The 12,463-nt window shown below is 72.1% G+C and carries 10 protein-coding genes; 5 read left to right on the top strand and 5 right to left on the bottom strand.

What is annotated here, in order from left to right; all coding sequences use genetic code 11:
• Positions 1-642: 642 nt before the first annotated feature.
• From ACH4F2_RS13895 to ACH4F2_RS13885, 3 genes are read right to left on the bottom strand one after another with little or no spacing between them, the layout of a single operon-like run.
• Positions 643-1,230: a hypothetical protein gene (locus ACH4F2_RS13895; RefSeq protein ID WP_398132943.1), complete on the bottom strand. Its 588-nt coding sequence runs from the start codon at positions 1,228-1,230 to the stop codon at positions 643-645.
• Positions 1,227-2,774 carry an ATP-binding protein gene (locus tag ACH4F2_RS13890; protein ID WP_398132942.1) on the bottom strand — a complete coding sequence of 516 codons (1,548 nt, stop codon included), beginning with the start codon at positions 2,772-2,774 and terminating at the stop codon, positions 1,227-1,229. The genes ACH4F2_RS13895 and ACH4F2_RS13890 overlap by 4 nt, the downstream gene beginning before the upstream one ends.
• Positions 2,771-3,457 (bottom strand): response regulator transcription factor, encoded by a 687-nt coding sequence (locus tag ACH4F2_RS13885; protein ID WP_326756270.1) that lies wholly within the window; start codon positions 3,455-3,457, stop codon positions 2,771-2,773. The genes ACH4F2_RS13890 and ACH4F2_RS13885 overlap by 4 nt, the downstream gene beginning before the upstream one ends.
• A gap of 163 nt (positions 3,458-3,620) precedes the next feature.
• Here ACH4F2_RS13885 and ACH4F2_RS13880 point away from each other — a divergent pair, with 163 nt between their 5' ends.
• The 5 genes from ACH4F2_RS13880 (at position 3,621) to ACH4F2_RS13860 (ending at position 9,193) form a co-directional block, all read left to right on the top strand.
• The gene (locus ACH4F2_RS13880; RefSeq protein ID WP_398132941.1) at positions 3,621-4,517 is read left to right on the top strand and encodes a DUF3152 domain-containing protein; all 897 of its coding nucleotides are present in this window, start codon (positions 3,621-3,623) and stop codon (positions 4,515-4,517) included.
• 173 nt (positions 4,518-4,690) lie between these two features.
• Complete coding sequence (locus tag ACH4F2_RS13875) at positions 4,691-5,653, top strand: hypothetical protein (RefSeq protein WP_398132940.1); 963 nt, start codon at positions 4,691-4,693, stop codon at positions 5,651-5,653.
• Positions 5,650-7,185: a peptidoglycan-binding protein gene (locus tag ACH4F2_RS13870; protein WP_398132939.1), complete on the top strand. Its 1,536-nt coding sequence runs from the start codon at positions 5,650-5,652 to the stop codon at positions 7,183-7,185. Before ACH4F2_RS13875 ends, ACH4F2_RS13870 begins: the two co-directional genes overlap by 4 nt.
• Positions 7,182-7,904 carry an ABC transporter ATP-binding protein gene (locus ACH4F2_RS13865; protein WP_398132938.1) on the top strand — a complete coding sequence of 241 codons (723 nt, stop codon included), beginning with the start codon at positions 7,182-7,184 and terminating at the stop codon, positions 7,902-7,904. The genes ACH4F2_RS13870 and ACH4F2_RS13865 overlap by 4 nt, the downstream gene beginning before the upstream one ends.
• Positions 7,905-7,999: 95 nt before the next feature.
• Complete coding sequence (locus tag ACH4F2_RS13860; protein ID WP_398132937.1) at positions 8,000-9,193, top strand: ABC transporter permease; 1,194 nt, start codon at positions 8,000-8,002, stop codon at positions 9,191-9,193.
• 237 nt (positions 9,194-9,430) lie between these two features.
• Here the strand turns inward: ACH4F2_RS13860 and ACH4F2_RS13855 are convergent, their stop codons facing one another.
• Entirely contained in the window at positions 9,431-10,765 is a 1,335-nt protein-coding gene (locus tag ACH4F2_RS13855; RefSeq protein WP_398132936.1) for a glutamate-5-semialdehyde dehydrogenase, read from the bottom strand.
• Between the two features lie 375 nt (positions 10,766-11,140).
• Positions 11,141-12,445, bottom strand: a complete 1,305-nt coding sequence (locus ACH4F2_RS13850; protein WP_398132935.1) for a homoserine dehydrogenase — start codon at positions 12,443-12,445, stop codon at positions 11,141-11,143.
• Positions 12,446-12,463 lie beyond the last annotated feature (18 nt).

Raw genomic sequence — 12,463 nt, 5'->3', positions numbered from 1 at the left:
GGAGGGACTGGCACCGGGAATCGGCGCATGCGCGAAGGTGCTCCGGCCCCTCTGCGCGGAGGCCGCGATCAGCCGACTGCGTGGCGAGGACGAGGAGTTCCACCAGAAGTGGGGGCCCTGATGAAGGACGTCGGACCGGCACCCGAGTCGCTCTTCTCCGACCTCCGAGCAACGGAGAAGGCTCTGCTGAATGCCCCATGGGACCTCGGTGCCGATGTCCTGGACTGGTTTGCCTGGAACCCGATTCCGGAGCCTCCCCGCGCTGCCTCCTGAGCGGAGGTGTTTTCGGCCCTACGCCTGTCACCGACCAGGCGGTGACAACTTCGTCACGGCAGGGCCGGAACAGCCAACCGTTGTGCGCATCCGTAGTGGCACAGCAGAGCCAGCCGAGGTGCCATGCTCAACCTGACAGAGGAAGACTCTCGCAGGCCCCGCGCGTCAGCTCGCCGCGTACCCGTGCCCACGGCGTGCCGAAGAGAGCGGACAACTACGGTGAACAGCGGTGCCATCAGACCGCCGCACCTCCAGCAGCACCACGAATCTGGGCAGGTCAGGGGGCGTCGCCGTGGTGGCCACCGCGCGGTCAGGTGGGCGAGCGCGGCCGGAAGGCCGGTTCCGGTCCCGAGCGGGGCCGTCCGGTGGTCAGCCGGAGGGCTCCCACGGGGTCAGTGCTTCCGGTTGCTCCTGCGAAGGGGGCACGACGGGGCACGCGTAGTCCGACTGCGTCATCGTCCATCCGTCCCCGAGCACATGGAGGCTGCCGGACAGGTCGGAACGGCGCGCGGTGCCGCCGTCGGCTTCCGCGTGGTTCACCGTGCACGTCAGCTGGAGCATGGCCCGACGGCTCAGCGGAGCCGTCTCACCGGGGAGCTGGACGAAGAGGATACCGTCGGCGACCACCACCCGTGGCGCGTCCGTCAGGCGGGGCAGCTCCGTGATGGCCGTCGCGGTCTCCTTCGCGGCCGGCCCCTCGAACAGCAGGTGTACGACGGCTTCGAGGTCCCCGACGTCGTCGATCCGGCGGGGATAGGGCGTCAGGTCCCCGTCGCGCAGGAAGAAGAGGGAGACGGTGGCGGGCGTCGAGGGTGGTGCCGCGCTGGGGGAGAACATGCCGCTCGCCGGCGCACCGGCCTCGATGACACCGGACGGGGGGACTCCGCACGCTGTGAGCGCGACCGCGGCCGCGGCCGTGAGCCCGGACAGCAGCGCTGCCGTCCGCGAGCCCTTCACCGGGTGCTCCCGCCGCCGGCACCGGTGTCGGTGTCGTCGTGGTGCAGCGGGAGTTCGACCGTGAACACCGCACCGCCCCGGGGCAGGTTCGCCGCCCGGATGCGCCCCCCGTGCAGGCGCACGTTCTCCGCCGTGATGGCCAGACCCAGCCCGCTGCTCTCGCTCCTGGCCCGTGAGGTGCTCGCCTTGTAGAACCGCTCGAAGATGTGCGGCATGGCCTCCTCGGCGATCCCCGGCCCGTTGTCGGTCACCTCGATGACGGCCCACGCCATGCCCGCCCCGTCCACCCGTACCCCCATGGTCAGCCGCACGGGCGGCTCTCCGTGCCGCAGCGCGTTGCCGATCAGGTTGGCCGTCACCACGTCCAGCCTGCGCGGATCGACGCGCGCGCGGAGCTCACCCGGTCCGGGCAGCCGGGTCTCCACCTGCTCCTGCCGCCACCGGGAGGCGACGGTGCGCCGTACGGACTCGGCCAGGTCGATCTCGTCCCGGTTGAGTTCGGCCGCCCCCGCGTCGAAACGGGAGATCTCCATCAGGTCGTTCACCAGTCCGCTCAGCCGGTTCGTTCCCTCGCTGATGAGCCGCAGCGCTTCACCGGTCTCCCCTTCCCCCTCCAGGTCCAGCACGTCGGTGACCGCCGACATCGCCGCCAGCGGCGTGCGCAGCTCGTGGGAGACGTCCGCCACGAAGCGGCGCCCCTGGGCCTCCAGGCGGCGCAGCTCCCGTACGGTCCGCTCCAGTTCGGCCGCCGTCTCGTTGAAGGACTGGGAGAGGTCGGCCAGTTCGTCGGAGCCGGTGACGTCCAGCCGGACGTCGAGATGCCCCGCGGCCATCCGGCGCGTCGCCCGGCGCAGCGCCCGTACGGGACGCAGTACGCCGCTCGCGGCGAGCAGCGCCAGGACGACGGCGAGGCACAGGGCCACCAGGGTGGCCCGCTCGATGCCGTGGACCATGGCCTCGACGTACCCCTCTTCGGTGGTCTGCGGGACCTCCAGGTACAGCACGAGCCCGGAGAGCATGGTTCCCAGGCCCTCGTCCGAGGTGTACGTGACGGGCATGCCGACGACGAGGCGGGGGCGCCCGTCGACGTTCATCCGCTGGAACACCGCGACACGCCGGTCCCGGACGGACCGGAGCATTTCGGGGCTCAGCTCGACGAAACCGGCGCTCGGCGCATAGGCGCGGCGGCCGCCGTACGCGGCCATGATCCGCCAGCCCGACGAACGGTTCGCGTACAGCACCTGGTCCACCGCGAACTGGAGGTCCGACTGGTCCGGGGCAAGGGGGATGGAGGGCGCGACGGCGTCGACGCTCGTACGGAACCGGTTGATGACGGAGTCCTGGCTCTGCTGGAGCACCCCCGTGCGCGCCTCGCGGAAGGCGAGGGCCCCGGTACCCAGGGAGCTGGCCATGGCCACCAGGACGAAGGACGTCAGCAGGCGGGGGCGCAGGCCGCGCAGGGGGAGCGGGATCCGCGCCAGTGCCGCCCGGAGGAACCACCGGGGGCCGGCACCCGGTACGGCGGCGGACGTCCGGTCGCTCATGAGGTGCCGAAGCGGTAACCGAATCCGCGTACGGTCTGCACGTAACGGGGATTCCTGCCCTCGCCGAGCTTGTTGCGCAGTCGCTTCACACAGGCGTCCACGAGTCGTATGTCGCCGTGGTAGCTGTGTTCCCAGACCGCTTCCAGCAGTTGCTGGCGGCTGAACACCTGGCCGGGCGAGGCCGACAGGGTCAGCAGCAGCCGCAGTTCGGAGGGGGCGAGGGTGACGGGTTCGCCGCGGTGCGTCACCACGAGCCCGGCGCGGTCGACGACCAGCTCGCCGTGCGTCTCCGCCCGGGGGCGGGTGCCGTCCGGCAACGACGCGTCCTGTCTGCGCAGTACGGCCCGTATCCGTGCGTCGAGCACCCGGGCCTGCACGGGCTTCACCACGTAGTCGTCCGCACCGGTCTCCAGGCCCACGACCACGTCGACGTCGTCCCCCCGGGCCGTCACCATGATGATCGGCACCTGGTCGCGGTCCCTGATCCGGCGGCACACGTCCAGGCCGGACATGCCGGGCAGCATGAGGTCGAGCACGACGACGTCCGGCCGGAAGGGGCGGAGCTGTTCCAGCCCCTCCTCCCCCGTTTCCACCGCGAAGACCTCATGCCCCTGGTGCCGCAGACCCAGTTGGACGGCCCTGCGGACATCTAGGTCGTCTTCGACGATCAGGACCCGTGGCATTTCGGCAGTGTAGGCAGACCGGACGAGGTGACCGTCCCGAGGAAGGTCCCCCTCCGACCGCCGTTACACAACGATCACACGGGCCGGGGAACGGGGGCGTCGTTATCCTTCCGTGACGGCACCGGCTCATGGGGATCATCTGGGATCACCAGATTGAGCTGCCATGCATTCGGCACGACAGCGGCAATCCGCACCCGCCACCGGCAGCACCACGGCCGGTCACCGCGCCGGTCACCGCGCCGGTCGCCGACGCCGGTCCGTCCATCGCCGGGAACGGCCGCGCCGCCGGGGCCGGAGCCTGCTGACCGGCCTGCTGGTGACCGCCGGCCTGCTGGGTTCGGCGGCGTACCTGCTGCAAGGCGGGCGGAGCGACGCGTCGGGCGGTGCGCCGCACCCGCGGAGCTCGCACGTCACCCCCGCTCCCACACCGCCCCCCTCCTCCCCCTCCCCCTCCCCCTCTCCCACCGCGAGCCGGACCGAGATCGACGTTCCCCCGACGGGCAGCGGGACGTTCGTCACCGCGCAGGCCAGCGGGGAGAGGGTGGGCAGCGGCTCCCGCCCGGTGCGCTACGTCGTCAAGGTCGAGACCGGCCTCGACATCTCGCCGTCCCAGGCGGCGAAGGAGATCGCCGGGATACTCGCCGCCCCGCGGGGCTGGACCCACGACCCGGACAACGCGTTCCAGCTGGTGGGCGCGGGATCGCCGCACGACATCACGATAAAGATCGCGACACCGGCGACGGCGGACGCCCTGTGCTGGGCCGGCATCCAGCAGGACACCGGAGGCGAGTACAACTGCGAGGTTCCCGGAGGGGTGGTGGTGAACCTCAAGCGCTGGGTCAAGGGCTCGCCCACCTTCGACGGACCGATCCACGACTACCGGGCGCTGATCATCAACCACGAGATGGGGCACTTCCTCGGTCACGGGCACGTGACCTGCGGGGGCGCCGGGCGACTGGCCCCCGTGATGATGCAGCAGATCAAGGGCCTGCACGGGTGCGTCGCCAACGCCTGGCCCTACGACGAGAACGGTGACCTCGTCACCGGGCCGCCCGTATGACCGGCGCCGGTCCCGAGGCCGGCCGTCACGGCGAACGACCGTCACGGCGCACGGCCGTTACAGCTCGGTCATGTACCCGACCCAGGGCCATGAACTGCCGGCACCACTGTGAACTCCGCGTTCTCCTGCGTCCGCAGGCGGAATCCCCCTCCCTTCCGATCGGATGGAAGCAGATGACTCGATCCCGCACTGTCCGAAGACTGGCCGCGGCGGCGGCGGTCAGTCTGCTGCCGCTGCTGGCGGCTTGTGGCACCGACAGCGACACCGGCACCGGCACCGGCTCGGAGTCCCACGCGTCGGACGGTGAGAAGACCACGGACGGCTCGTCGGGGCAGCTCGACATTCCCGCCGACGCGAACGCCGATCTCAAGAAGCAGTACCTCTTGGAGAACGCGATCGCGGCCTGCATGAAGAAGCAGGGATTCATCTACACCCCCGTGGCCCCCGAAGATCCCGCCGCCTTCTGGACCACTGACGGGGCGGACTACGAGCTGTCGAAGAAGCACCGGCAGAAGTACGGCTTCGGCATCTACGCGGGCATCGTCTACCCCGGCGACGCCGGCGCGCCGGGCAGTGCGGCCGCCCGGCAGGACTCGGACCGGACGCCGAACGCGGACTACGCGGACACGCTCACTCCCGAGCAGAGGGCCGCGTACAACGAGGCGTTGGGCGCCATCCCCGACCCGAAGACCGGTGAGAAGAACTGGACCGGCTGCCAGGGTGAGGCCGACAAGGAGGTCTACGGCTCCGCGTCGGACCGGGAACGGGGCACCGCGACCACGAACCGGAACGAGGCCAACGCGCAGGCGCTCAACGGTGATCCGAAGCTGGTCGCGCTGGCGCAGTCGTACGCCTCGTGTCTGAGGAAGGAAGGCATCTCCGTCACGACCACGCAGCCGACCGGCATCGGGGAGATGGTCAAGCTCCAGTCGTTCAACTCCACTCCGGCCGGTGCCATCCCCGCCGTCGACGAGAGCGGGAACGCCCGGGAGTCCCTGAGCAAGGAGGAGGCCCTGCCGCTGCTCACCAAGGACATCGAGCTGGCGATGCGGGACCTGGAGTGCGGCAAGGAGTTCCGGGCCGCCTACTTCCCGAAGTTCCTGAAGGCCCCGACCAGCGGTGGCGGTGCCGGGTGAGGCAGCGTCCCGAACCGGCCGGCACCCGTCCCGGGCGGTTCCGCAGGCTGGTCGGCACCCGTTCCGGACAGCTGACGGTCGTCGTCACCGCGGTGGCGCTGGTCGGAGCGGGCGGCTGGTTCGCCGGATCGCGGATGCAGTCGCCCGCGGACGCCGCCGCCGCGCACCGGCCGCCGGAAGCCGGCCCCGTCACCGTCACGGTCGAGCGGCGCTCGCTCACCGCGAGCGTGGTGGCCCAGGGCTCGGTGGAGTTCGCCTCGCCGCAGAGCGTGACCCTGGCCGGGCCCGTCGGCTCTCCGGACTCCGGGTCCGGCGATGCGGGGGCCGGCGACAGCGTCACCCAGCGGGTCACCAAGGCACCGGCGGCCGGGGCGGAGGTGAAGGAGGGCGATGTGCTGATGCAGGTGAGCGGGCGGCCGGTCCTGGTGCTGCGGGGCACCGTGCCGATGTACCGGACACTGGGGCCCGGCGCCTCCGGGGACGATGTCGAGCAGCTCCAGCGGGCGCTGACCCGGCTGGGCTTCAACCCCGGTTCGACGAGCGGGACATACGGGCGTTCGGACGCTGCGGCGGTGAGCCGCTGGTACGGGAGCAAGGGCTACCGCGCCATGGAGCCCACCGTCGCCGACAAGCAGCAACTGGGGACGCTCGAAGCGGCGGTGACCACCGCGCAGCAGGCCCTCCTCGCGGCACGGAACCCGGGCGGCGGGTCCGGGGGGACCGGAGGCTCCGAGGAGCCCGGCGGCGGCTCCGGGAAGTCCGGCGGCGGCTCCGGGAAGTCCGGCACCGGCTCCGGGGAATCCGGCAGCGGCTCCGAAGACGGCTCGGGCACCGGCGGGGACGCCGCTGAGCTGCAGCTCAAGTCGGCACAGCAACAGTTGGACGCGGCCAACGCCGCGCTCTCCGCCTTCCAGGCCGGTTACGGGACCAAGGTCCCCGCCGGTGAGGTGGTCTTCCTGCCGGAACTGCCGGCCCGGCTGGACAAGGTGTCCGTGAAGACGGGGGACACCCCCTCCGGACCGGTCGCCACGGTGACCAGCTCCAAGGTCGTGGTACGGGCCGTCGTCCCGGCCGACGACGCCGAGCTGCTCCACAAGGGCATGCGGGCCCGGGTGGAGACCACCGACGGCACGGAGGCGGACGGCGAAGTGGTGGCACTCGGCGACGACGTACCGAAGGACGCTCCGGCCGGCACCGACAAGCAGCAGGGGACCTCGGACGGCGGGAGCGGCGACAGCTCGGCTCCCGTACCGGTACAGATCTCCGTGCCGGCGGGGACGCTGGCCGAGAAGGCCGCCGAATCCGCGAAGGTCACCATCGAGGTGGGCTCGTCGGAGGGCAAGGTGCTGACCGTGCCCGTCGCCGCGCTGCACACGTCCGCCGACGGGAAGGCCCGGGTGCAGGTCGTGCGCGGCGGCAAGGTGGTGGACGCCCCCGTCGAGGCCGGGCTCTCCGCGGGCGGTCAGGTGGAGGTCACCCCGTCGTCCGGTGCCGCCTTGAAGACCGGCGACCAGGTGGTGGTCGGACGATGAGCGGTCCGCCGTTCTCCGTCGTGCCCGACGCGGACACGGTCATCCAGCTGGTCGCCGTGGACCGGACCTTCGACTCCGAACCGCCGGTGCACGCCCTGCGCGAGGTGAACCTGACCGTTCGGCGCGGCGAGCACCTGTCGATCGTCGGCCCGTCCGGTTCCGGCAAGTCGACGCTGCTCAACACCCTGGGGCTGCTGGACCGCCCCACCTCGGGCACCTACTGGCTCGACGGGGTGGAGACCAACGCGCTCGGCGACCTGGAGCGGACCTCGTTGCGTGGCAGCCGGATCGGGTTCGTCTTCCAGTCCTTCCACCTGCTGCCGTACCGGACCGTGGAGGAGAACGTCATGCTGGCCGAGACCTACCGCCGGCCGCGCCCCGGGCGCGGCCGGGCCGGCCGCCGTAACAGGGCCGAGCAGGCACTGCGACGGGTGGGTCTGACGCACCGGGCCGGCTTCCGGCCCGACCGGCTCTCCGGCGGTGAGAGACAGCGGGTGGCGATCGCCCGCGCGCTGATGAGCGAACCCGCCCTGCTGCTCTGCGACGAGCCCACCGGCAACCTCGACAGCGAGAACACCGAGTCGGTGCTGGACCTCTTCGGCCGGCTCGGCGAGCAGGGCATGACCCTGGTGGTGATCACGCACGAGGAGGCGGTCAGCGGGCGCGCCCACAGGCGGGTGAGGATCAGCGACGGACGGCTCACCGAGGAGCACCGATGAGGTACCGAAAACGCGTCCGGCAAGCCGCGGCTTCCACGGGCACGGCACGGGCCGGGGGAGGAGCACGAGCCGGGGGGACCGTCGAGCGCCCCTGGATGGACTTCAGGGACCTGTGGTCCGAAGCGCTGGCGGGGGTGCTCGCCCGCCCGGCGCGCTCCGCCCTGACCACACTGGGCACCGTCCTGGGCATCACCACCCTGGTCATCACCATCGGTGTCTCGTCCACGGCGGGCAACCAGATCGTGGGCCGGTTCGACGCCCTGACCGCCACCTCGGTCACGGTGGGGGTGCCCTCCGGGCCCTCGGCCGGCTCCGGTCCGCTCGTGGACTGGTCGGGGGTCGACGCGGTGCGCCGGCTGGCCGGGGTCGAGTCGGTGGCGGCGATCGCCGCCTCCCAGGAGAGCGCGGGCGTCGAGGTGCGTGCCAACGACGTGGTCGCTCCCGGCGAGGTCAGCGGTCAGACCATGGCGGTCGTCGCCGCGTCCCCCACGCTGCCGGCCGCGGTCCGGGGCAGGATGACCACCGGACGCTTCCTCGACGACGGGGACATCGCCCGGCACGACCGGGTGGCGGTCCTCGGCGACCAGGCGGCACGGCTCCTCGGCATCAGCTCGGTGGAGAACGCTCCCGCGGTCTTCCTGAAGGGCCAGGCGTACACGGTGATCGGGATACTCGGCGGTGCGGAGCGGGAACAGCAGCTCGCCACCGCGGTGATCCTGCCGCCCACGACGGCCGCGGACCGGATGGGGCTGGAGGCCGTGACCCGGGTGCTGATCAACACCGCGCTCGGCGCGGCCGGCCAGGTCGCCCGCCAGGCGCCGATCGCGCTGGCCCCCGGCGCCGAGGCTTCCCTGACCGTGACGGCACCGACCGATCCGGCCGAGGCCCGCAAGGGAGTGCAGGGCGACGTCAACGGCCTGTTCCTGGTCCTCGGGCTGGTCTCGCTGGTGGTCGGGGCCATCGGTATCGCCAATGTGACGCTGGTGACGGTCATCGAGCGGATCGGGGAGATCGGACTGCGCCGCGCCCTCGGGGCCTCGCGGCGTCAGGTCGCCGGCCAGTTCCTGGTGGAGTCGACGACGATCGGACTCCTCGGCGGTGTCGTGGGCGCCGCCCTGGGCATGGTCGTCGTGGTGAGCGTCTCCGCCGTCAAGGAGTGGACACCGGTCCTGGACGTCCGCCTCGCCCTCGGCGCCCCGGTCGCCGGAGCCCTGGTAGGACTCCTGGCCGGCCTCTACCCGTCACTGCGGGCCTCCCGCATGGAACCGGTCGACGCCCTGCGCTCGTAGCCGTGGCCGGCGCACCACCGTGGGCGTCCTGCTGGGTCACGCGGCCGGCGGATCCTCCGCCTGTCCCGGCACTGGCCCTTCAGCAGCCACTCCACCGCCGCCCTCGAACGGCTCGCACTCCTGACGAACCCGGGCTCGTACCGCGAGGGGGACGTGTTCGCCGGCGTCCTGACGATCACCGCTCCCTTCGCGGCGGAGATCGGCCTCGGCCGGATCTGAACGGGCGGTACGACGTCGTCAGGAACGGCCGCGGGGCGGTCGCCCCAGGGCGTCGCAACTCAGGCTCGTCGTCATGGGGGTCGCGCCGCGGATGTGGCCGTCGCCGGTCACAACACACTTGGTAGTGGTCAGCGCGGACAGGCCCATGGGGCCCCGGGCGTGCAGTTTCTGGGTGGAGATGCCGAGTTCCGTACCGAGGCCGAGCTCAGCGCCGTCGGCCAGCCGGGTCGAGGCGTTGACAGCGACCACCGCGGTGTCCAGCGCGGCGACGAAACGGCGTGCCGCGGTCTGGGAGTCGGTGACGATCGCCTCCGTGTGGCCGCTGCCGTGCAGCCTGATGTGACACACGGCGGCGTCCATCGAGTCGACGACGGCGGCCGCGATGTCCAGGGACAGGTATTCGCGGCCCCAGTCCTCGTCCGTCGCGGGTACGACCGACGCGTCGTACGCACGGACCCGGCGGTCCCCGTGCACGGTCACGTCGCGGTCGGCCAAGGCGGCCAGGGCGCGCGGCAGGAACGAGTCGGCGACGGCGGCGTGCACCAGCAGCGACTCGGCAGCGTTGCAGACCGTCGGCCGCTGGGTCTTGGCGTTCAGCAGGATGCTCAGCGCCATGTCCAGGTCGGCGTGCTCGTCCACGTAGACATGGCAGTTGCCCACCCCCGTCTCGATCACGGGCACGGCCGCCTCACGCACCGTGGTCCGGATCAGTTCGCGGCCCCCTCGAGGGACCAGGACGTCCACCAGGCCGGTGAGGGACATGAGTTCGTGGACGGAGGCGTGGGTATCGCCCGGGACCGCCTGGAGGGTGTCGGGCGGCAGGTCTGCGCTCGCGATCCCCTCGCGCATGATGTCGATGAGTGCGGCGTTGGTGTGCCGAGCGCTCGATGAGCCGCGCAGCAGCGCCGCGTTTCCGCTCTTGAGGCAGAGCACACCGGCGTCCACGGTCACGTTGGGGCGGCCTTCGTAGATCATGCCGACGACGCCGATCGGTGTGCGGATCTCCCGTACTTCCAGCCCGCTGGGCATCACCGCGCCGCGGGTCACCTCACCGAGCGGATCGGGGCGGTCGGCGAGGTCGCGCACCATGGACGCGAGGGAGTCGATCTGGTCCGTGTCCAGTGCCAGTCGGTCGAGCACCGCGTCCGGCAGTCCGTTCGCGCGTGCGGCGGCCAAGTCCCTCTCGTTCGCGGCGAGGACGTCCAGCACGCGGGCGGTCAGCCGGCCGGAGACAGCGGTGAGGGCGGCGTCGCGCTCGGCTCCCGTGGTGGTGGCGAGGCGGTCGGCGGCGGACCGGGCCGCGAGGGCGGCCTCGCGGACCGTGCCGGTGGCGAGGGACGTACAGGGATCCATCGGCGGGTACCTCCGTAGAGCAGGACTTCGGTAGGGGAACTGTCGTGGCCGGCGCCGGCCACGGACTTCGGGCCGGCGACGTGGACGGCGGCCGGGACGGGGATCGGGACCGGAACCGGGCAGACGCGGACGCGGCCTGAGGCGTGGAGACCGTCCGGGCGCCCAGGTGCGCGGACGTCGGTGGTCACGGTGGTGGTCCTCACCTGGCTGCGATCGCGCGCCGTTCCCGGGGGACAGCGGCCTGGCCATGATGTGGCCCGTGGTTCCTACCGCGGTGGAGGACTGGGTGCGTGCACCGCGTTCCGGTGTGCGCGCGTCGGCGGAGCCGATGCCCTCCGCCTCGGCGCGGGTCGCCCGCCGGGGCACGGACCGGGATCAACTCGTCGCCTTCTGCCGGGTGCCGAGAAGGCGGATGCTGCGGATGGTACCGCGCGTGCAGGGGAGTTCTCTGAGCCGGTTCATGACCTCGGTGACGGCCGCGTCCGTGGCCAGGTGCGTGACGAGCGCCAGCTGCGCCGCGCTGCCGAGGCCCTCCTGCCGTACGGTCTCCAGCGACACCCCCTCCTCCGCGAAGACCGCGCTGACCCGCGAGAGGACACCGGGCTCGTCGGTGACGAACATGGAGACGTGGTGGCGGGCGGCCACCAGCGCCAGCGGCCTGACGGGCAGCACCCTCGAGACGGAGTGCCGTTCGGGACCGGCCCCCGCCACCCGGTCGCGGCATACCGCCACGAGGTCGCCGAGGACCGCACTGGACGTGGCGAGACCACCCGCTCCCGCCCCGTGGAACATCAGCTCGCCCGCGGCCCGCGCCTCCACGAGGATGCCGTTGTCGGCACCGCGGACCCCGGCCAGCGGGTGCTCCAGCGGGATCAGCGTGGGATGGACACGGGCGTTGACGCCGTCCGGTGTGCGGTCGCAGATGCCGACCAGTTTGATCACGCAGCCGTTGGCCCTCGCGTGGGCGATGTCGCCCGGCCCGAGGTGGGCGATGCCCTCGGTGTGGACGTCGCCCAGGGGCAGTTCGGTGTCGAAGGCGAGCCGCGCCAGAATCGCCATCTTCGCCGCGGCGTCGGCGCCGGAGACGTCGGCCGTCGGGTCGGCCTCCGCGTAGCCGAGGCGCTGAGCCTCCTGCAGCGCGCCCTGCAACGTACCGCCCGAGCGCGTCATCCGGTCCAGCACGAAGTTCGTGGTGCCGTTGACGATGCCCGTCACGCGCTGCAGCCGGTCACCGGCCAGCGACTGGCGCAGCGGGCGCAGCACCGGTACCGCGCCCGCGACAGCGGCCTCGTAGGCCAGGGCGACGCCCTGCTTGTGGGCGATGCGGTGCAGGTCGGCTCCGTCGCGCGCGATGAGCGCCTTGTTCGCGGTGACCACGCAAGCCCCGGCTTCCATGGCTGTGACGACCAGGGAGCGGGCCGGCTCGATGCCGCCGATCAGCTCGATCACCACGTCGATGTCCCCGCGGGAGACGAGGGCCTGGGCGTCGGTGGTGATCAGGGAGTCGTCGATGCCGGGCAGTTGGCGTGCGCGGCGTACGGCGATCCCGGCGAGTTCGACGGGTGCTCCGATCCGGTCCGCCAGTTCGGCGGCGCGGCCGGTGACGGCGCGGGCCGTCTCGGCGCCCACGGTGCCGTGTCCGAGGAGTGCGACGCGCAGTGGTCCCGTGGTGCGTTTCATGTGAGTTCCCCCAGAGCT

Origin of the sequence: Streptomyces sp. NPDC017890 (assembly GCF_044328675.1) — a bacterium.
Classification (GTDB): Bacteria; Actinomycetota; Actinomycetes; order Streptomycetales; family Streptomycetaceae; genus Streptomyces.
The sequence above is the reverse complement of the archived record's forward strand: the minus strand, read 5'-3'. Positions and strand labels throughout refer to the sequence as shown.

Excerpts from the sequence above, each read along its gene's own strand:
- ACH4F2_RS13890 (WP_398132942.1), bottom strand. The coding sequence starts at position 2,774 with ATGAGCGACCGGACGTCCGCCGCCGTACCGGGTGCCGGCCCCCGGTGG.
- ACH4F2_RS13885 (WP_326756270.1), bottom strand. The coding sequence starts at position 3,457 with ATGCCACGGGTCCTGATCGTCGAAGACGACCTAGATGTCCGCAGGGCC.
- ACH4F2_RS13880 (WP_398132941.1), top strand. The coding sequence starts at position 3,621 with ATGCATTCGGCACGACAGCGGCAATCCGCACCCGCCACCGGCAGCACC.
- ACH4F2_RS13875 (WP_398132940.1), top strand. The coding sequence starts at position 4,691 with ATGACTCGATCCCGCACTGTCCGAAGACTGGCCGCGGCGGCGGCGGTC.
- ACH4F2_RS13865 (WP_398132938.1), top strand. The coding sequence starts at position 7,182 with ATGAGCGGTCCGCCGTTCTCCGTCGTGCCCGACGCGGACACGGTCATC.
- ACH4F2_RS13860 (WP_398132937.1), top strand. The coding sequence starts at position 8,000 with ATGGACTTCAGGGACCTGTGGTCCGAAGCGCTGGCGGGGGTGCTCGCC.
- ACH4F2_RS13855 (WP_398132936.1), bottom strand. The coding sequence starts at position 10,765 with ATGGATCCCTGTACGTCCCTCGCCACCGGCACGGTCCGCGAGGCCGCC.
- ACH4F2_RS13850 (WP_398132935.1), bottom strand. The coding sequence starts at position 12,445 with ATGAAACGCACCACGGGACCACTGCGCGTCGCACTCCTCGGACACGGC.